General features: G+C 40.5%; 20 protein-coding genes and 2 pseudogenes. 11 read left to right on the forward strand and 11 right to left on the reverse strand.

All coding sequences use genetic code 11. The features are described 5' to 3' along the window. Positions 1 to 188: 188 nt before the first annotated feature. Positions 189 to 1445 (forward strand): ISL3 family transposase, encoded by a 1257-nt coding sequence (locus D8793_RS06310; protein WP_045499770.1) that lies wholly within the window; start codon positions 189 to 191, stop codon positions 1443 to 1445. 115 nt (positions 1446 to 1560) lie between these two features. Here D8793_RS06310 and D8793_RS06315 read toward each other — a convergent pair whose 3' ends face one another. Genes D8793_RS06315 through D8793_RS06325 form a run of 3 tightly spaced genes read right to left on the reverse strand, consistent with a single transcriptional unit; the run spans position 1561 to position 3934 of the window. Then, entirely contained in the window at positions 1561 to 2289 is a 729-nt protein-coding gene (locus D8793_RS06315) for an ABC transporter permease (protein WP_045498955.1), read from the reverse strand. Further along, entirely contained in the window at positions 2286 to 3026 is a 741-nt protein-coding gene (locus D8793_RS06320) for an ABC transporter permease (RefSeq protein WP_045498958.1), read from the reverse strand. The genes D8793_RS06315 and D8793_RS06320 overlap by 4 nt, the downstream gene beginning before the upstream one ends. Further along, positions 3026 to 3934: an ABC transporter ATP-binding protein gene (locus D8793_RS06325; protein ID WP_008809655.1), complete on the reverse strand. Its 909-nt coding sequence runs from the start codon at positions 3932 to 3934 to the stop codon at positions 3026 to 3028. Before D8793_RS06325 ends, D8793_RS06320 begins: the two co-directional genes overlap by 1 nt. A gap of 171 nt (positions 3935 to 4105) precedes the next feature. Here D8793_RS06325 and D8793_RS06330 point away from each other — a divergent pair, with 171 nt between their 5' ends. Both D8793_RS06330 and D8793_RS06335 read left to right on the forward strand, forming a co-directional pair. Then, a complete protein-coding gene (locus D8793_RS06330) occupies positions 4106 to 4795 on the forward strand; it encodes a response regulator transcription factor (protein ID WP_045498965.1) in 690 nt (229 codons plus the stop codon). Continuing rightward, positions 4796 to 6106 carry a sensor histidine kinase gene (locus D8793_RS06335; protein ID WP_125371832.1) on the forward strand — a complete coding sequence of 437 codons (1311 nt, stop codon included), beginning with the start codon at positions 4796 to 4798 and terminating at the stop codon, positions 6104 to 6106. A gap of 327 nt (positions 6107 to 6433) precedes the next feature. On the opposite strand, the pseudogene D8793_RS06340 reads toward D8793_RS06335, so the two are convergent. Then, positions 6434 to 6838, reverse strand: a pseudogene (locus D8793_RS06340) (transposase); the annotation flags it as partial. Positions 6839 to 6923: 85 nt separating this feature from the next. Continuing rightward, positions 6924 to 9191, reverse strand: a complete 2268-nt coding sequence (locus D8793_RS06345; RefSeq protein ID WP_125371831.1) for an ATP-dependent Clp protease ATP-binding subunit — start codon at positions 9189 to 9191, stop codon at positions 6924 to 6926. 241 nt (positions 9192 to 9432) lie between these two features. On the opposite strand from D8793_RS06345, the gene D8793_RS06350 reads away from it, so the two are divergent. The 4 genes from D8793_RS06350 to D8793_RS06370 all read left to right on the forward strand — a co-directional run bounded on the left by D8793_RS06350 (position 9433) and on the right by D8793_RS06370 (position 13388). After that, entirely contained in the window at positions 9433 to 9663 is a 231-nt protein-coding gene (locus D8793_RS06350; protein WP_005592360.1) for a DUF1797 family protein, read from the forward strand. 139 nt (positions 9664 to 9802) lie between these two features. Beyond that, positions 9803 to 10657, forward strand: coding sequence for a bifunctional methylenetetrahydrofolate dehydrogenase/methenyltetrahydrofolate cyclohydrolase (locus tag D8793_RS06355; protein WP_125371830.1), 855 nt, complete (start codon positions 9803 to 9805; stop codon positions 10655 to 10657). Between the two features lie 277 nt (positions 10658 to 10934). After that, positions 10935 to 11591, forward strand: coding sequence for a CBS domain-containing protein (locus D8793_RS06360; RefSeq protein WP_125371829.1), 657 nt, complete (start codon positions 10935 to 10937; stop codon positions 11589 to 11591). Between the two features lie 255 nt (positions 11592 to 11846). After that, positions 11847 to 13388 carry an ABC-F family ATP-binding cassette domain-containing protein gene (locus D8793_RS06370; protein ID WP_125371828.1) on the forward strand — a complete coding sequence of 514 codons (1542 nt, stop codon included), beginning with the start codon at positions 11847 to 11849 and terminating at the stop codon, positions 13386 to 13388. A gap of 121 nt (positions 13389 to 13509) precedes the next feature. On the opposite strand, the gene D8793_RS06375 is transcribed toward D8793_RS06370, so the two are convergent. Then, positions 13510 to 13935, reverse strand: coding sequence for a MarR family winged helix-turn-helix transcriptional regulator (locus tag D8793_RS06375; RefSeq protein ID WP_125371827.1), 426 nt, complete (start codon positions 13933 to 13935; stop codon positions 13510 to 13512). Between the two features lie 62 nt (positions 13936 to 13997). On the opposite strand from D8793_RS06375, the gene D8793_RS06380 reads away from it, so the two are divergent. Beyond that, positions 13998 to 14432 (forward strand): GNAT family N-acetyltransferase, encoded by a 435-nt coding sequence (locus D8793_RS06380; protein ID WP_125371826.1) that lies wholly within the window; start codon positions 13998 to 14000, stop codon positions 14430 to 14432. Between the two features lie 57 nt (positions 14433 to 14489). Here D8793_RS06380 and D8793_RS06385 read toward each other — a convergent pair whose 3' ends face one another. From D8793_RS06385 to D8793_RS06400, 4 genes are all read right to left on the reverse strand, one after another. Next, a complete protein-coding gene (locus tag D8793_RS06385; protein ID WP_045498988.1) occupies positions 14490 to 14807 on the reverse strand; it encodes a DUF960 domain-containing protein in 318 nt (105 codons plus the stop codon). A 186-nt stretch (positions 14808 to 14993) separates the two neighbouring features. Then, entirely contained in the window at positions 14994 to 15527 is a 534-nt protein-coding gene (gene ntdP / locus D8793_RS06390) for a nucleoside tri-diphosphate phosphatase (protein ID WP_005590859.1), read from the reverse strand. A gap of 86 nt (positions 15528 to 15613) precedes the next feature. After that, positions 15614 to 16390 (reverse strand): recombination regulator RecX, encoded by a 777-nt coding sequence (recX, locus tag D8793_RS06395; protein WP_125371825.1) that lies wholly within the window; start codon positions 16388 to 16390, stop codon positions 15614 to 15616. A gap of 26 nt (positions 16391 to 16416) precedes the next feature. After that, on the reverse strand, positions 16417 to 17193 hold the full coding sequence (locus tag D8793_RS06400) for an aminoglycoside 3'-phosphotransferase (protein ID WP_125371824.1): 777 nt from the start codon (positions 17191 to 17193) through the stop codon (positions 16417 to 16419). Between the two features lie 55 nt (positions 17194 to 17248). On the opposite strand from D8793_RS06400, the gene rlmD reads away from it, so the two are divergent. From rlmD to D8793_RS06415, 3 genes and pseudogenes are all read left to right on the forward strand, one after another. Further along, the gene (rlmD, locus tag D8793_RS06405; protein WP_125371823.1) at positions 17249 to 18607 is read left to right on the forward strand and encodes a 23S rRNA (uracil(1939)-C(5))-methyltransferase RlmD; all 1359 of its coding nucleotides are present in this window, start codon (positions 17249 to 17251) and stop codon (positions 18605 to 18607) included. 166 nt (positions 18608 to 18773) lie between these two features. After that, positions 18774 to 18896: a hypothetical protein gene (locus D8793_RS12175; protein WP_260471130.1), complete on the forward strand. Its 123-nt coding sequence runs from the start codon at positions 18774 to 18776 to the stop codon at positions 18894 to 18896. Next, a pseudogene (locus D8793_RS06415) lies at positions 18878 to 19147 on the forward strand (replication initiator protein A); the annotation flags it as partial. The gene D8793_RS12175 and the pseudogene D8793_RS06415, both read left to right, overlap by 19 nt. 9 nt (positions 19148 to 19156) lie before the next feature. Here the strand turns inward: D8793_RS06415 and D8793_RS06420 are convergent. Next, a partial coding sequence (locus D8793_RS06420) for an Rgg family transcriptional regulator (protein WP_446677588.1) occupies positions 19157 to 19407 on the reverse strand: 251 nt, incomplete at its 5' end.

Genomic DNA, 19407 nt, shown 5'->3' on the forward strand with positions numbered 1-19407 from the left:
GTGAGCTCCACTAAAAATTAATAGAATTCAAAAAGAGAACAGAATACTTTATCCGTTCTCTTTTTGGGCTCTATAATTTCTGTAGTGGGTAACACCACTGTAGGAATTATGGAGCCTATTTGTTGTAGAAAAAAAGTCCCATAAGACTTATAATGAAAAGCGACCAAACCATCATTAGAAAGACTCTTATGGAGCAATTAAATTTTATCACAAACTTACTCGGAATAAAAGACCCTAACATCACTATTTTAGATTATGTAGATGCTGGTACACATAAAGAAATCATCGCTAAGCTAGATTACCCCGCACCTAAATGCCCTCACTGTCAAGGACAAATGGCTAAATATGATTTCCAGAAAGAATCAAAAATTCCCTACCTAGAGTGTGCGGGATATAAGACATTGATTCGGTTGAGAAAACAGCGCTTCCGCTGTCAGGATTGCGGAAAAATGGCTGTCGCAGAAACTTCTTTAGTCAAGAAAAACCACCAAATCGCAACCATTGTCAAGCAGAAAATCGCCCAAAAATTGATCGAGAAAGTCTCTATGACGGCCATCGCTGAAAGCTTAGCAGTTTCCACGTCAACAGTCATTCGTAAGTTGAAAGAATTCGAGTTCACAACTGACCTCAACTACCTTCCAGAACACATGAGCTGGGATGAATACAGCTTCAAGAAAGGTAAAATAAGCTTCATTGCACAGGATTTTGATTCAAGAAGGATCCTAGCTATCTTAGATGGGCGGACACAAGTGACCATTAGCAATCATTTCCTTCGTTATTCTAGACAGGTGAGAAGTCGCGTGAAAGTCATTACCATGGACATGTTTAGCCCCTACTACGACTTGGCTAAACAACTTTTTCCAAACGCTAAAATCGTCCTCGATCGCTTTCATATTGTACAACATCTCATCCGGGCTATGAGCCGTGTTCGTGTTCAAATCATGAATCAATTGGATCGAAAATCACACGAGTACAAGGCAATCAAACGCTACTGGAAACTGATCCAACAAGATAGTCGGAAACTAAGTCATAAACGCTTTTATCGCCCGACTTTTCGCATGCACTTGACCAACAGAGAGATTCTGGAAAAGTTGCTCTCGTACTCTCAAGAACTAAGGGAACATTATGAGCTCTACCAACTCTTACTCTTTCATTTTCAAGAGAGACAAGCTGAACATTTCTTTGGTCTCATTGAAGAAAGAATTGCTTGTATAAATCCTATCTTTCAGACTGTTTTTAAGACCTTTCTTAAGGACAAAGATAAAATCATAAACGCTTTAGAACTGCCATACTCAAACGCAAAACTAGAAGCTACGAATAATCTCATCAAGGTCATCAAGCGCAACGCTTTTGGCTTCCGAAACTTTGACAACTTTAAAACTAGAATTCTCATCGCTTTGAATATTAAAAAGGAGAGAACCAATTCGGTCCTCTCCAGGGTATGACTTTTTGGGAACCCACTACAGTTGACAAAGAGCTCACTTTTTATTTGCTGATCATTAATTGTATAATAATTACGATAAATCTTCGCTTTCTTCATGTTTTTCACTATAAATGAGATTAAATAAATCTCTTTTTAAGCTGTCTAACTGCTAAGGTATAGAAGACAAAAATATAAGCACTATTGACAACTAAGAAAAGGATAAATTCAGATAAGGTAAAAGGGACTAAGGAACGAGCTCGATCACCAACAGCAATCTGAGCATAAGGGAAAATTCTAAAAAGACCTTGTCCAATAAAGAGGGTCATAAGTCCTGCCATAGCCAAAATAGCTGATATAAGAATAGGCACTGCGAAATTTTTTAAGCGAATACTAAGAAAAATTTGAATGGTGACAATAGTAATGGTTGCTAGCCAACCTGTGATAGACCAAAGCAAAAAGTCCAGTAGATAATTTGCAAAAGGTACCTTCAAAACCAAAGCGCTGATAATATATAAGAGAAGAACTATCAGTTGACTAATAGCCATGACTAGTGATAAGCTGGTGATTTTTGATAAAATGATACGATTGGCCTTAACCGGAATACTTAATAAGCGCTGCCAGTTTTTATTACTTTCCTCGAATTGACAACTGATGGAACAGATAATCCCGATCAGAATAGGAGTAAATACCTGCGAGGAATAGAAAACTGTTTGTCCCCAAAGGACGCGAGCTTGTGTACCATCTAGGAGCACCTTTTGATTGAGAGCGTAAATCATTGCTCCCAATAAGGACCCAACAAGGTTAAAGAAGATTAGCGTTATCGGAATAGCACTTTTTTTGATTTTTTTAAATTCAAAAGTAATCATAATAGATCCGCCTTTCCAATGAGTTTTTTACTGGCAAAGATGCTTAAAAAAATGATAAGCAATAATACGACTAATTTAAAGGGATAAGCATTATCGTATTGAAAAAGATAAGTGTTAGTTCCAGCCACCCGTTTAGCGATTCCCATCATAGAGAAATATTGCCAAGGAATGAAAATACGAATAGGAACTGGTAACGCACCGATACCTACAAATGACAGGAAGGAACCAATTAAGCCTGTTACTACTGTCACACTTGGCTTTGGATAGATAAAAGCTAAGCAAAGATGTAAACAAGACAGAAAGAGACAAACCAAAAAAGTTGTGAACAAAAAGAGACTCAATGAAACAGGTGTCACACTGACCTGCATGCCTTGAATAATAAATTTCAGAAAAAGCGTTTGAATCAAACTGACAACAAAGGCAAAAATAGCCATCACAGTCAATTTAGCTTTAAAAAGTTGCCAAGGACTTTCGTTACTGGTTTGCAAGAGTTTAAAAGTTTTGCCTAGATGTTCCAATTCCAGTAGTCTAGACGCTAAAACTGCAATGAAAAGTGGCAAAATAAAATCATTCAAGTAAGTCATGGTATAAATGGCATTATAGGCCTCATGTGTTTTAGGTAATTCATATTTGATAACAACGCTACTCCAAATCAAGCCCACTGCTACAATAGCAATCAAAGATAACAAGAAAGACCGTCTTTTTAGTTTGATAAATTCTAATTGTAAATTCAGCATTACAAGACACTTCCTTCCCGTCCTGTCATATCAAGGAAAACATCTTCCAGCGATCGACGAATCATACGAACTTGATAAATATCAACATTATTTTCAACTAAGAGTCGAATAGCAGTGGCTATATTAACTTTATTGTTATCGTTGATAATCAATTTTGGGTCATCATCCAAATTAAAACCATTGAACATTAGTATTCTTTTAGCAGTTACATCATCACTGGTCTCAAACAGATATTTTTCATCTTCTTCAAGGTCAGATAGGTGGCCTTCAAAAAGTAATTGACCATGATTGATAATGCCAACAGTTGTAGCCATCTGTTCAATTTCTGAAAGAATATGGCTAGAAACGATGATAGTCATATCGTATTTTTGTGGTAAAGACTTGATAAGCTCACGAATTTCTTGAATACCGGCAGGGTCTAAACCATTAGTTGGCTCATCCAAAATCAGTAATTTAGGAAATTTAACAATAGCTAACGCAATTCCTAAACGTTGTTTCATGCCTAGTGAATAGTTTTTAACTAGCTTGTCTTTTTGATCGAAAAGCCTGACAATCTTTAAGACTTCATCAATATTTCTTTTTGGTAATTTAAGCAATTTTTGGATAATTTCAAGATTTTCATAACCGGTCAAATTAGCATAGTAAGAGGGCTCTTCAATGAGGGAACCTACATTTGAGAGGAGTGATATTTGATTGCTATTAAAGGTTTTGCCAAAGAGCTTAATGGAACCATGGCTTGGTTGCAACAATCCTAAAAGCATTTTCATAGCAGTACTCTTACCAGCACCATTTGGTCCTAAAAAACCATAAATTTCATTTTTTCTAATATGAATAGAGAGCTGATTAACGGCTACTTCACCTGAAAAATCCTTACTTAATTGGTTGGTTTCAACGATATAATTGTTCATTTGTTTTCTCCTTTAAAAATCTTAGAGTGATGTTATATCCTTTCGCTATTTTTATTATAATGAAACTCCTTTATTTTAACCTGTTCATTACTTTAATTCTTCCTTAATTTTTACTTTAAAGTCCTTGACTAAGGAAGCAATGTGTTATACTAGTCTTGTTGAGGTAATAGTATGAATTATAAAGAAAAGAAGATTTTAATTTTAGACGATAACCCAGAAATTTTAGAAATGGTGCAAGAATCATTGATCATTGCTGGGTTTAGCAATCTAACAAGTGTACAATCACAAAAAGAAGCTTTGGAGCAATTTGAAGAAAAATCTTTTGATTTAGTTATTTTAGACATTATGCTGCCTGAAGGATCAGGATTTGAAGTTTTAAAAGGTATCCGTAAGACTTCAACGGTTCCTGTTTTGTTTTTGTCGGCAATCTCCGATATAGAAAAACAATATCAGGGCTTTGAGCTAGGGGCAGATGACTATATTATCAAGCCTTTCCGCCCAAGAGATTTGGAGCTGCGTATTCTTTCCATCTTAAAAAGAGCCTATCCCGAAAAGGAAGATACCCTTGTTTTGCCTGCTTGCCAGGTGCATTTTAGCCAAGCCTTGATTACCAAAGGAAAACTAGAGATTCAGCTGACAGCTAAGGAATACAGTATTCTTAAGATCCTATATGATAATAAGAATCGCATTGTCACTTTTGACCAACTCTTAGAAAAGGTCTGGGGATTACAATACCAAGGCTATGATAATACCCTAATGGCTCATATTCGTAAGATTCGACAAAAGATTGAAGCCAATCCTTCTAAACCAGAAAGCTTAATAACGGTTAAAGGTTTGGGTTACAAACTAAAGGTGAATTAAATGGATACCGTTAAATTTTTTACTAAGTTATTAACCAGGTATGTTCTATTAATCTTGGCTTTAATCATAGGACTTGTTTTTGTTTATGGTTTGGTTTTCTCAGCCTATTTTAGTTTCTATGGAAAGGAAAAACCGGAACTACTTTACACTAAAATCGCTCAATCGAGTCAAGAGAATAATTTCAATTTTGATAAAAGCAGCAAAATTGAAATGGATAAACAAAATACTTGGGCTATGGTACTGAATCAAGATGGCAATATTGTCCAATCTTATCATTTACCTAAAGGACTCAAAAAGCATTATACGAATGCTGATATGGTTAAATTTTCACGTTGGTATTTAGAAGATTACCCTGTTTTCTCCTATGTACGTGGTCAGCAAATTTTAGTTTTGGGCTATCCTAAAAAGCATTCCTTAGCAAAATTTAATTTCTATGCTAATACGCAATTTATTAGGAATTTTCTCAGTTTGGGACTTGTTTTCTTGGGTATTATTCTTTTACTTATTTTTATTCTTTTGAGTCGATCAAAGTTGCGTATTAAAAAGGAGATGGAGCCGATTATTACTGCTGTCACTTCTTTATCTCAAGGTCAAAATATCGTTCTTAAAGAAAAGGGAAATTTCTCTGAAATTAAGACGGCTCTCAATGAGACATCTCATATTTTGGAAGAAAGCAACACGATGAAAGAGCAATGGATTAGAGGGGTCAGTCATGATTTACGCAATCCTCTTATGCTCATATCAGGTTATAACAGTCAGTTAGAGCAGCAATATGGCAAAGGAAAGCAGACAGAGGAAATTGAAAATCAGATTCAAACTATGAGAGAAATGATTTCTAATCTCAATATGAGCTACTTATTGGATAACCAAAAGCGTCACTCCGAATTTTCCAATCTTGATTTGGTTACTGTCCTACGAACAGTAATTGCCGATATATTGAATAATTATGAAACAATTACACTTCATTTTGATTTGCCTGCCGAGACAGTGTTGGTAAAAGGAGAGGTAACTTTATTAGCAAGAGCTTTTAGAAATCTCTTACTTAATAGTATTATGCACAGCGGCTCTAACCAGATTGATCTGACTTATCAATTATCTGATAATAAAGTGCTCATCGTCATTGCGGATCAAGGAGATATTACAGCTCAAAAAATTACTGAGCTAAATCAAAAATCAACTAATTATGAATCACATGGTATGGGAACAGTTATCACCAAACAAATTATTAAATTACATCAAGGTGAAATTGTTTTTTTAGACAATCATCCAGGCTTAAAAGTCACCATTTCTTTACCTTTAGTAAAGGAATAATGACCTGCCCCTAAGAACAAGCTTACACTTAGAACACTAACCATTTAGAGCATTGCGACACATTATTTATCTTCTAAATATTTCTAAATGCTATTTTTGGGGCAAAGTATTCTTTCGTCTAATCATCGTAAATTTTTGATAAATAAGTAGCAATACTATTCTATTTATCAAAAATTTTTCTNTTATACGCAAAAAAAGAGTGAACAAATAAAGTTGCACTCTTTTACTGTTAAAATGTTTTGTCAACAACTATATACGAATTACACTAAAAACGCTTTAGATACTGTCAATAATTATGTGTAAACACTCAAGTAGAGTTATGGAGTGCTAATCAAATAAGCTTTCAAGTGTGTCAGAACATTGACCAAACCCTTTATGGATTCGTTGACTTTGCTTGAAATTATAATCTTCAAACAAAGTAACTAAGTAACGGTCCAGGGCTTCTTCGTTAGGAAAAAGAACCTTCTTTTTCGTTTGACGTTTAATTTCTTTGTTGAGAGACTCAATGAGCTTTGTCGAATAAATGCTGTGCCAAATTTGGTAGGGAAACTAGAAAAAAGTTAAAAGATTATCCGTATTCTCCAGACTTTCTATGACTTTCCTATACTTTGGCTTCCATTCAGCGATAAAGTTCTCTAAAGCTTGTACTGCCATTTCTAAATTTTCAGCACGATAAATCGTTTTTAATTACCCTAGAATAACCACTCGATTAGATCGTTTCACCTTACTAGCCCTTTTCATCAACCCACTACAGTTGACAAAGAGCTCCTTTTTGCTTTGTTTTAAAAAGTTTATCAAGACGCAGAGTTAAAGTCAGTTAGCTTTGGCTTTCATCGGGCTTGGTTTTTTCTGCTTCAGCCTTTTTGGCTGACTTGATGAGAATCTTGCCATTGCTGGTCATGATAGCTTTGAGCTCTTTTTCGCTTGGATTTTCCAGATAGAAGTCAGTAATAGCATCTTCGATATGGTCTTGAATGGTGCGGCGCAATGGACGAGCACCCATTTTCGGATCGTAGCCAAGATCAACCAATTTTTCTTTGACTTTCTCTGTAACATCCAGATGAATGTCGTTGGTTGCCAAGCGCTGGTTAACATCGTCCAGCATGAGGTTGACGATCTGCAGCAGATTGTCCTTGCTGAGTGGCTTGAATTCGATAATGCCGTCGAAGCGGTTCATAAACTCAGGACTGAAGAAGTTACCCAGCTCACCCAAGACGGAATTGGTACGGCCTTCACGAGCTGCCCCAAAGCCAACGCTGGCTTCAGCTTTGCCCGTTCCGGCATTGGATGTCATGATGATAATGGTGTCCTTGAAGCTGACAGTCCGGCCTTGGCCATCGGTCAGGCGGCCATCATCCAGAACCTGTAGGAACATGTGCATAACGTCAGGGTGGGCCTTTTCTACCTCATCCAGCAGAATGAGCGAGTATGGATTACGACGGACGCGCTCAGTCAACTGGCCAGCTTCCTCATAGCCGACGTAGCCTGGAGGGGCACCGACCAGCTTGGCCACGCTGTGTTTTTCCATGTATTCACTCATATCAAAGCGAATCATGCTGTCAGCCGAGCCAAAGAGCTCAATGGCCAGTTGCTTAGAAAGCTCAGTCTTACCGACACCAGTTGGTCCGACAAAGAGGAAACTTCCGATTGGGCGATTAGGACTTCCTAGTCCGACCCGATTCCGGCGGATGGCCTTGGCAATCTTATCCACTGCATCGTCTTGACCGATGACATGGGCCTTTAGGTCGCTGGCGAGATTGACTAGTTGAGACTGTTCTTTTTCCTTCAGGTCGCCAACTGGGATATTGGTCTTTTGCTCCACGATATGCTCAATGGTCTTCTCGCTGATAATTGGAATATCGTTATCCAGCACGCTCGTCTTTTGGAGTTCCTTGTATTTGGCAATCTGATCACGGAAGTAAGCCGCTTTTTCAAAGTCTTCGTCGCGAGTAGCCTGAGCCTTGAGATTTTCTGCCTCAATCAGCCGCTGGTCAATAACTTTAGGATCAACAAAGTTGAGGGTCAGATTCATCTTAGAGCCAGCCTCGTCCAAGAGGTCGATAGCCTTGTCTGGCAGGAAGCGGTCTTGGATGTAGCGGTTGGAGAGAAGGGCAGCTGCTTCAATGGCCGCATCTGTGTACTTGACATGATGGTAGTCTTCGTATTTTTTCTGAATCCCTTTGAGGATGGTAATGGTTTCTTCTACTGTTGGCTCATCTACCTTAACGGGCTGCATGCGGCGCTCGAGGGCTGCATCCTTCTCGATGATACGGTATTCATTGAGGGTAGTCGCTCCAACCATTTGGAGTTCTCCGCGAGCCAGAGCTGGTTTAAGGATATTTCCGGCGTCCATATTGCCATCGCCAGCAGAACCCGCTCCGACAATTTCATGGATTTCATCAATGAAGAGAATGACATCTTGACGAGAGCGAATCTCGTCCATGAGCTTCTGCATCCGCTCTTCAAATTGACCTCGGATACCAGTCCCTTGTACTAGGCTGACAACGTCCAGGCGGATAACTTCCTTGCCTTGGAGTTTATGAGGTACATCCCCATCCACAATCTTCTGGGCTAGGCCTTCGACCACAGCCGTTTTTCCGACACCGGGCTCTCCAATAAGGACAGGATTGTTTTTGGTGCGGCGGTTGAGGATTTCAATGACACGAGTAATCTCTTCGTCCCGACCGATGACAGGGTCAATTTCTCCTTTACGGGCGATCTCAGTCACATTGATACCAAACTCTTCTAGGAGACCTTTTGGCTTTTGCGGAGCCTGTTGGCGTGCTCCGCCTCCATGATTGGAATTGCCACCATAGCCACCGCCACCGTAGCCTCCTCCAGATTGAGTTGGCGGGATATTTGGTTCTTGGGGTTGTTGGAAATTACCAAGACTGTTAAAGAAATCGTCAATAGGATCAATTCCTTGGTTGTTAGCCTGAGTCAGTCCTCGAAAAAGGCTATTGTTAGGGTCTGTCTTCATGATTTGGTAGCAGTTTTGACAAAGGTCAATCTGCTGCTTGTTTCCGTTTACATTTGTATAGAGATGGATGGTTGATTCATTGATTTTACAATTTTGACAAAGCATATTCTACCTCTTTCTTTGGCCGTAGATCCACCTATTTTTAAATGGTCAAAAATAGTCAAAGTATTATAGTTTCATTATATCAGTATTCTTGCACAATGCAAGAATTTACTACAAAATCCTCCCTGAGACTGATTTTTTGAGAAATTATAGCGCGAAAAAGATAAAAAAATGGTCTTTTACTGGTATTTCAGTTTCTTTTTATGGTAAAATAGGAGAGAAGCAAGTAAATAGGAGAAATAAAATGGAATCACATTTAGTTAGAATCATCAATCGTTTGGAAGCTATGGCCAAAGATGGTGGAAATTTAAAACGTAATTTTGAACGTGAAGGAGTAGTTGTTGCCGAAGTGGCATACAGCTACGACGAAGAAAATGGACCAATTTTTACTCTGCGTGATGTGGCAGCGCGTGAGACTTATACTTTCGATAGTATTGACTTGATTGCCATGGAAATTTATGAATTATTATACTAAAAAGCAGACTTCTGCTTTTTTATTTTGCTCGCCAAGCTCAGTCTTTAATCTTATAACTCTATATAAGAAAAATGTATAAGTGCGACAGTAGGATTTCTGATATAATGAATAAATATAGTGAAAAAGAAATGAGAAAAGAATGGCAAACATTATTGACGGGAAAGCTTTAGCAGAAAAGCTTCAAGCGAAACTTGCAGAAAAAACAGCAAAGTTAAAAGCAGAGACAGGTCAGGAACCTGGTTTAGTGGTGATTTTGGTGGGAGAAAATCCAGCCAGTCAGCTTTATGTGAGAAATAAAGAACGATCTGCTCTAGCTGCAGGCTTCCGCAGTGAAGTTGTGCGTCTGCCTGAGTCAACGAGTCAGGAAGAATTGCTGACCTTGATTGCTAAATATAATCAGGATCCAGCTTGGCATGGCATCTTAGTTCAACTTCCTCTGCCAGCCCATATTGATGATGAAGCGGTTCTATTAGCTATTGATCCAGAGAAGGATGTAGATGGCTTTCATCCGACCAATATGGGGCGACTTTGGTCAGGACATCCCTTGATGATCCCTTCTACACCAGCAGGAATCATGGAAATGTTCCGCGAATATAAGGTGGACTTGGAAGGAAGGAATGCGGTGGTGATTGGCCGTAGTAATATTGTCGGCAAACCCATGGCTCAGCTTCTGTTGTCTAAAAATGCGACCGTTACTTTGACGCACTCAAGGACCCACCATTTAGCAAAAATTGCAAAGAAAGCTGATATTTTAGTGGTGGCTATCGGACGAGGACACTTTGTAACCAAGGACTTTGTCAAGGAGGGAGCTGTCGTTATTGATGTCGGCATGAACCGGGATGAAAATGGCAAGCTGATTGGCGATGTTAAATTTGACGAAGTGGCAGAAGTGGCTAGTCTCATTACTCCAGTTCCAAAGGGAGTCGGGCCGATGACGATTACCATGCTAATGGAACAGACTTACCAGGCCTTTGTCAGAAGTTTAGAGAAATAATAGAAAAGTAGCATTTGGCTGATCGATTTTCTCTTTCAATTGTTTTTGGTCATCTTGTCGCTAGAGGTATTAGACAAGAAACTATAGAGATAGTCTAAAGCGAGGCTGGGTCAAACGTTCCCCCTCGTTTTTTCATAGGAGAATCTAGCTTTTTTATAGGTAACCTGCCTGATTTTTCTAAATTTTGAAAACATAAGAGAAAACCGTGAAAGCGTTTGAAATTAGTTGGAAAATACAGTATAATAAGATTAGAAAAAGAAACTAGAGGAGGCTTCTCATGGCAGTAAAAGATTTTATGACATGCAAGGTTGTATACATTAGTCCAGACACAACGATTGCGCATGCGGCAGATATTATGCGCGACCAAAAATTGCATCGCTTGCCCGTGATTGAAAATGATAAGCTGGTGGGTCTTGTGACAGAAGGAACAATCGCGGAAGCAAGTCCATCAAAGGCAACGAGCCTATCAATTTATGAAATGAACTATCTTCTAAATAAAACCAAGGTAAAAGATGTGATGATTCACGATGTTGTTACTATTTCCCAGTATGCTAGTTTGGAAGATGCGACTTATTTGATGCTGAAAAATAAAATTGGAATCTTACCAGTTGTTGACAATGAGCAGGTCTATGGAATCATTACAGATCGCGACATTTTCAAGGCTTTTCTAGAAGTGTCTGGTTATGGCGAAAAGGGCGTTCGAATGCGCTTTGTCACAGAAGACGAGGTTGGTGTCCTATCGCATATTATCGCCTTGCTTGTCGAAGAAAACCTCAATATTTCAAACACGGTCAATATTCCTCGTAAGGACGGTAGAGTTGTCATTGAGGTACAAATTGACGGAGACATTGACTTGGTTTCCTTGAAGTCCAAGTTTGAAGCACACAATATAAAAGTAGAAGATATTACCCGCACCAGTGCAAAAATTTTATAAAGTTAGAGAGAGTGGGACAGAAATCGGTAATTCGTTAGAATTCGATTTCGTCGTCCCACCTCCGCACAGTTGAGTAGGGCTGTAAAAGCTGATGAAATCAGCGTAGTAGAGCCCACTCAACCACTGCGTCTTGCTCGACAATCCAAAGACAATTGAGAGGCTAGGACTTTTGTCCCAGCCTCTTTTATTTTCTTGCCAATTGGCTTCCTAAGATGGTATAATCAAGGAACTGCAATCAATGATAGAGGAGAAAAGATGAGTATTTTAGAAGTAAAAAATCTCAGCCACGGTTTTGGTGACCGGGCTATTTTTGAGGATGTATCCTTCCGTCTGCTCAAGGGGGAGCATATCGGTCTAGTCGGTGCCAACGGTGAGGGGAAGTCAACCTTTATGAGCATTGTGACGGGTAAAATGCTGCCGGATGAAGGCAAGGTCGAGTGGTCCAAGTATGTGACGGCTGATTATCTGGACCAGCATGCTGTATTGGAGCAGGGCCAAACTGTCCGCGATGTGCTGCGGACAGCCTTTGACGAGCTGTTCAAGACTGAGGCCCGTATCAATGAAATCTATATGAGCATGGCTGAGGATGGAGCGGATGTGGATGCCCTCATGGAAGAAGTGGGCGAGCTACAGGACCGCTTGGAGAGCCGGGATTTCTATACGCTAGATGCCAAGATTGACGAAGTCGCACGGGCTCTGGGTGTCATGGACTACGGTATGGAAAGCGATGTGACGGAGCTATCTGGTGGGCAGCGGACTAAGGTTCTCTTGGCTAAGCTGCTTCTGGAAAAGCCAGATATCCTGCTCTTGGACGAGCCAACCAACTATCTAGATGCGGAGCATATTGACTGGCTCAAGCGTTACCTTCAGAACTATGAAAATGCCTTTGTCCTGATCTCGCATGATATTCCTTTCTTGAATGACGTCATCAATATCGTCTACCATGTAGAAAATCAGCAGTTGACCCGCTATTCTGGGGATTATTACCAGTTCTTAGAAGTCTATGAGATGAAAAAATCTCAGCTGGAAGCAGCCTACGAGCGCCAGCAGAAGGAAATTGCGGATCTCAAAGACTTTGTGGCCCGCAATAAAGCTCGTGTAGCGACTCGTAATATGGCCATGTCTCGCCAAAAGAAACTCGATAAGATGGACATTATTGAGCTGCAAAGTGAGAAACCAAAACCATCCTTCGATTTCAAGCCTGCCCGTACACCTGGCCGCTTTATCTTCCAAGCTAAGGACTTGCAGATTGGCTACGACCGGCCTCTAACTCAACCTCTTAACCTGACTTTTGAGCGTAACCAAAAGGTGGCTATCATCGGGGCAAATGGGATCGGAAAAACCACTCTTCTTAAGAGTCTACTAGGTATTATCCCATCAATCGCAGGTCAAGTTGAGCGCGGAGACTATTTAGAGCTGGGCTATTTCGAGCAGGAAGTCGAGGGCGGCAATCGTCAGACACCGCTCGAAGCCGTTTGGAATGCCTTTCCTGCTCTAAATCAAGCAGAAGTCCGAGCAGCTCTGGCCAGATGTGGTCTGACTTCCAAGCACATCGAGAGTCAGATTCAGGTTCTTTCAGGTGGCGAGCAGGCCAAGGTTCGACTTTGCCTCCTTATGAACCGAGAAAATAATGTTCTGGTGCTGGACGAGCCGACTAACCACTTGGATGTAGATGCCAAGGAGGAGCTCAAGCGCGCTCTGAAAGAATACAAGGGCAGCATTCTCATGGTCTGCCACGAGCCTGATTTCTATGAAGGCTGGATGGATCAGATCTGGGATTTCAATCAACTAACTTAAAAAGCTATTAAGGCGGTTTTGCTTGCAGAGACTAGGAGGACTCACTTAGTCACTTGCAAGCAGCCGCTTTTAATAGCTTTAGTTTTTAATATCACATAGTTGCAAATGCAATTATGTTATGTTATACTTCTTCTTGTTGGGAGTTTTGGATTTTCTGTAAGATATGATCCAACTGAAAGAGTTCAGATGAAGTCAGTTGATGTAGACTAGCCTGAATATATCTGGCCTCGTAGCCAATCAGCTTATCATATACTTTTAGTGCAGGAGTCAGTGGATAGAGCTCCTTGAATTTCTTATTCTCTTGCTTGGTCTTTTTGATAATCAATCCTCTTTCTTCCAGCTTTCTTAGAGAGCGGCTTAGAGTAGTCTTGTCAATCTGAACCAGCTCTGCTAGCTGAGATTGATGGATGGCGGGGTGTTCGACAATGCGAGTAAGAATGAGAAAGAGATTATTATCAAGCCCGTATTGGCTAGCTTCTTGATTCATTTTCATCATAGCTTGACGGGAGATGAATCCCATTTGACGAAATAACTGACGGTAATCCATAAGAACTCCTTTGATAGTTGCATTTACAATGATTATATAATAAAGCAAGGACGGAAACAAGCATGTGGCATAAAAAATATTTGCAAGAGTTGGATATACTAGAATTTTACAAGATTTTAAAACTGCGGATCGATACCTTTGTCGTCGAGCAAGAGCGAATCTATCATGAATTGGACGAAAAAGACTTGAAAGCTGTTCATATTTTTCATGTTAATGAGCAAGAGGAAGTAGACGCCTATGCCCGCGTGTTTGAGGAAGATGAAAAAGTCGTTTTTGGTCGCCTTGTGACAGCCCCGTCAGCCCGGGGAAAGGGCTTAGGGAGTAGATTGGTAAAGGAAATTTTGATTCTTTGTGAGAAAAAATGGCCGGGAAAAATGATTGAAATTGAAGCTCAGGAGCAAGTCGTGGGGCTTTATGAAAAATTCGGCTTTGTAACTCAAGGAGAGCCTTTTATCTTTGAATCAACGCCTCATATCAAAATGATTTACAAAAAATAAAAAAATCCAGTTGAAGAACCGCTCATAATGGCAGTGTCTCAACTGGATTTTGCTTTCTTAAAACATGGAGTATTCATCGGCTAACATGACCGTCTCTCTGCCGTTATTATCCACAACGTAGATCATGCGAGGGTAGAATGGGTCAAATTTATAGGTGAAATCAAAGGAGATGAGTGTATCGAGATGGTCCTCAGAAAAGCGAAAAGTCAGTTTCCCTTCGTTATTGATCAACTCGAAGCGAATCAGATTATTCAAAGGGAAAACATCTTTAAGAAAGTTGTCGATGATGTACCAGAAAGTGTCAATCACATCATCTGGAAGGCTAGTGATAGCGCCAAAGCTGGCATAGCGACCACGAGTATTGGTAAAAGCCATGAGACTCACTCCTTTCTAGAAATTTGCTGTGGAGGACCAGAAATTGTTCCTCTAGTGCTTTACTAGCAGCATTGATGGTTCTATCATACAAGAAATAAGTAGGAATTGCAAGAAATTGCTTCCTTGCTAGACAAAGGATTTTTGAGAAAGAAAGCAAGAAAAAAGAGCTTACGCTCTTTGACAACTTTATCGATTCTTTAGTTCAACATAACGTTTGTACCAAATTTTCACATAAGCATCGGAGAAAGGACCGCGTTCGTTGTTGATCCAGTCAACCAGAATCTTGACGTTTTCCTTGAGAATGAAATCCAAATCATCCGAATAGTTCATTTGCCTTTTATGGCGCTCATACTCTTCTACATCAAGCAGCCGTTTTTCTCCGTCTGTGAAGACCTTGACATCTAAATCATAGTCGATGTATTTTAGGGCTTCATTGTCCAGATAGTAGGGGCTGGCAAGGTTGCAGTAGTATGAAGTGCCATTATCACGAATCATGGCAATGATATTAAACCAATATTTCTTATGAAAATAGACAATGGCAGGCTCTCGTGTTACCCAGCGCCGGCCATCACTTTCTGTTACCAGTGTGTGGTCATTAACGCCAATAATGGCATTTTCTGTTGTCTTTAGTACCATGGTATCTCGCCAAGTGCGGTGAAGATTCCCATCATGCTTATAACTTTGAATTGTAATAAAGTCGCCTTCTTTGGGAAGTTTCATAACCTACCAACTTTCTACAATTTTTAAGTTTATCCTCTTTATTGTAACATATTTTCATAAAAATGCCTAAGTTTTCATAGAAAATCTTAAAGATATTCTCTTAGAGCGCTGGCAATGTCCGAAAAATCATAGCCTTTGCGAGCCAGAGCTTGGGTCAGACGCTGTTTTAAGTCGTAGCCCTCGTATTTTTTTGAGTACTTGCGGTATTGCTTGTCTAGCTCTTTATAGAGCAGTTCTTGCTGGGTTTCTTGATCTTCTTCGATTTCTAAATGCTGATAGGCCGTTTTGGCTTGTCCATAGGAAAATCCTTTGTTTATCAAGGATTGAAGGATTTTATCTTGTAAGGCCTTGCTGGGCAGTTTTCCCTGGTATTTTTTGAGTAACTTTTCGGCAACCTTGTCTGTTAATTCAGTGAAATCAAACTGGTTTAATTCCTCTTCTATGATAGTACTAGAAATCCCTTTTTGACTGAGTTTTTGTTTGAGAACAAAAGCGCCTTTGTCACCAGTGAGAAGGTTGGATTGGATAAAAGAATTGGCATATTTTCTGTCGTTGATCCAATTTTCTTGTTTCAAAGCGTCCAAGACTTGGCTGATGATGTCTGGCTGGATATCGTGCTGGGTTAGGTAGTCCTTGATTTCCTTGGCAGTTCTTTGCTTGAAGGAGAGATGGTAGAGGGCTAGATTTTTTCCGTAGGAAAATTGGGCGTAAGTTTGAATCTCTTTTAACTCCTGCTCCGTGATTTCCATCCCTTTAGACAGCATGAAGCGGACGATAGTGTCTTCTGTAATATAGAGCTTCTCACTGTCGTCCAACTCCAAGAGGTAGAGCCTTTTTTTCTTTTCAATTTTTATGATTTTCATAGAGAATTTTGGTAAAGTCCTTTCTTTTAGCCAAATGCTTCAAAGGCAGCTATCAAGCGCAGTTTGTCTGTATCAACATTCTTCCGGCTATAGTAGTCGAGAAAGAGCTCTGCATATTGAGGGTCAGATAAATTATAAGTAAGGGACCAGATCGCCCAGTAAAGGTCAATGTGGTGATCGCTAAAGCCTGCGAGTCCAACGTCAATGAAGCAGGAAAAGTTTGCTGCGTCTTTCAGAATGAAATTAGGCAAGCAGGTATCTCCATGGATCAAGGCATCCACCGTCAGTAAGTGTCCCTGCTCTTGGAAAAGCTGGTATGCTTCCTCACGGCTTTGGATATGAAATTGAGGCAGCAAGGCTTTTTGATAAAAGCAACCTTTCTGATAATTTTCCTCTGCTTGCTCTTTATAGTGTTGGAGGCGATGCTGGATTGGAAAATGCTGGGGTTGGAGGCTGTGAAGTTTTTTGAGTTCGGCAGCCATTGTTTGGCAAAGCTCTTCTGGCTGTTGGAGAAAGGTTAGGGCGTCCTTGCCCTCGGCTTCTCTAGTCAGCAGGTAGTCATGGTCTGCTGACAGGTAGTGAATGACAGGTACGCCGAGTTCTTGCTTCTCAAACCATTTGGCAAGTGTGGCTTCTTGGGCTAACTGGCCTTTTTGATCGATTTTCAGATAATAGCCCGTATCGGCATAGAAAACACGGGCGCTTGAATGTGAGGAGCTGTCGTAAAAGTTGGCTCCCTCTAGATAAGTTCGGATTTGCTCAGGGAAATGTGCGAGTGGAAGAGATATTTTTTCTGCTTTCATACTTTTATTGTAACATATTCTCAACGAATCGACTCTAGCGTGGTATAATAGAGGCATGAATGTAAAAGTGAAGCAAAGAATCCCTCTCAAAATCAAAAAAATGGGAATTAATGGAGAAGGAATTGGATTTTATAAGAAAACGCTGGTCTTTGTGCCGGGGGCTTTGAAAGGCGAGGAAGTCTACTGTCAGGTGACCAAGGTGCAGCGGAATTTTATTGAGGCCAAGCTCTTGACCATCAATAAGCGGTCAAAATTTCGGGTGGAAGCGCCGTGTGAGATTTATGAAAGCTGCGGAGGCTGTCAAATCATGCACCTCCACTATGACAAGCAGTTGGAGTTTAAGGAAGATTTGCTGCGTCAGGCTCTGAAAAAGTTTGCACCAGCTGGTTACGAAAACTATGAAATCCGTCCGACCATCGGTATGCAGGAGCCGCTCTATTATCGAGCCAAGCTGCAGTTTCAGACTCGGAAGTTCAAGGATGAGGTCAAGGCAGGACTCTATGCCCAGAATTCCCACTATCTGGTCTCGCTGAAAAACTGTCTGGTTCAGGACAAGGTAACGCAACAGATCATCAATAAGGTGGCTCGGCTTTTAGGCAAGTACAGGCTGCCCATCTATGATGAGCGCAAGACTGCTGGAGTGCGTACCGTTATGATTCGCAGGGCCAGAAAGACGGGGCAGGTGCAGATGATTTTTGTGACAGGGCGCAAGCTGGACTTTTCTCCAGTCGTTCGAGACCTGGTGGCTGAATTTCCAGAGTTAGAGACAGTGGCGGTCAATTATCATACGAGCAAGTCCAGTGAGATTTACGGGGATAAGACAGAGATTATCTGGGGCGAGGAGGCTATCCAAGAAGGTGTGCTGGACTATGAGTTCTCCCTGTCGCCTCGCGCTTTCTATCAGCTCAATCCTGAGCAGACAGAGGTGCTCTACGGGGAGGCGGTTAAGGCGCTGGATGTGACGGAAGAAGATCATTTGATTGATGCCTATTGCGGAGTGGGGACCATCGGCTTTGCCTTTGCTAAAAGGGTCAAGTCTCTGCGGGGCATGGACATCATCCCTGAGGCCATTGAAGATGCCAAGCGCAATGCGAAAAAGATGGGCTTTGACAATACGCTCTACGAAGCTGGGACGGCAGAGGAGATTATTCCTCGCTGGTACGCTGAAGGTTATAGGGCGGATGCCTTGATTGTCGATCCGCCGCGAACAGGTCTGGATGATAAGCTGTTGGAGACGATTGTCCGCTATGCACCTGAAAAGATGGTCTACGTTTCCTGCAATGTCTCAACCCTGGCTCGCGATTTGGTCAAGCTATGTCAGGTCTACGATGTCCACTATATCCAGTCGGTTGATATGTTTCCACATACTGCTCGGACCGAAGCAGTGGTGAAATTGGTCAAAAAAGTATATTGATGTGAACGTCTGTTTTGATGTCGACTGCGTAGACAAAAAATAGATACGTCAGTAATAAATTAACTCAACGAGAACATTTTAATAAGTGTTCTCGCTTTTTTATTTTCAGGAGAAAAGCATGCAAAAGTAAGAACAGTCATTACAACAAATCGTAATGTGCCATCTTATGGCTATCATGGGAATAAATATTGAGAAAGCAACTCAGTTAATTGCTGAAATGGAAGAGTCAGGGCTAATCCAATTTGATGAGTTAGGAAATGTCGGTTTATTAGTGTTCAAAAAACACTAGAGAGGTATCAAAATCAGTCGGGGTCGGTCTTAAATTCAGCCACTAGTGAGACTGAAGTTAGTGAGACTGAAGTTAGTGAGACTGATATGAGTGAAACTAAAGGGAGTGAGTCTGTCATTGAGGACGAGGAGGAGAAAGAAAGTCAAACAAGTAGGAAAAGCGATAATGAACATTTTCATCGAAAGGTGGACCGATTCACAAGATACGACAGAGATTATATTTGGGGATTGGTTAACGACCAGTTGAGACAATGATTTCATTTATTTTTTGTTTACTAGTTTATTAAAATGGTCAGTATAGTATAATTTTAACTTGTCTTCTCTTAAAATATCGAATACTTGTATGGCCTGTTTCATTTTTTCAATTCCACTACTTAATTGGCGTTTAAATTCATAGTAGCCAGTTGCATAGAGAAAAACTGTCTGTTCATAGAAGTTCAATTCATTATCTAATAATGTTTTTATCTCACTAATTAAATAGCAACAATTAGAAAATTTTTCCTCATCTATAC

The sequence above is a fragment of the Streptococcus cristatus genome, from assembly GCF_003943465.1.
In the GTDB taxonomy this organism is placed as follows: domain Bacteria; phylum Bacillota; class Bacilli; order Lactobacillales; family Streptococcaceae; genus Streptococcus; species Streptococcus cristatus_C.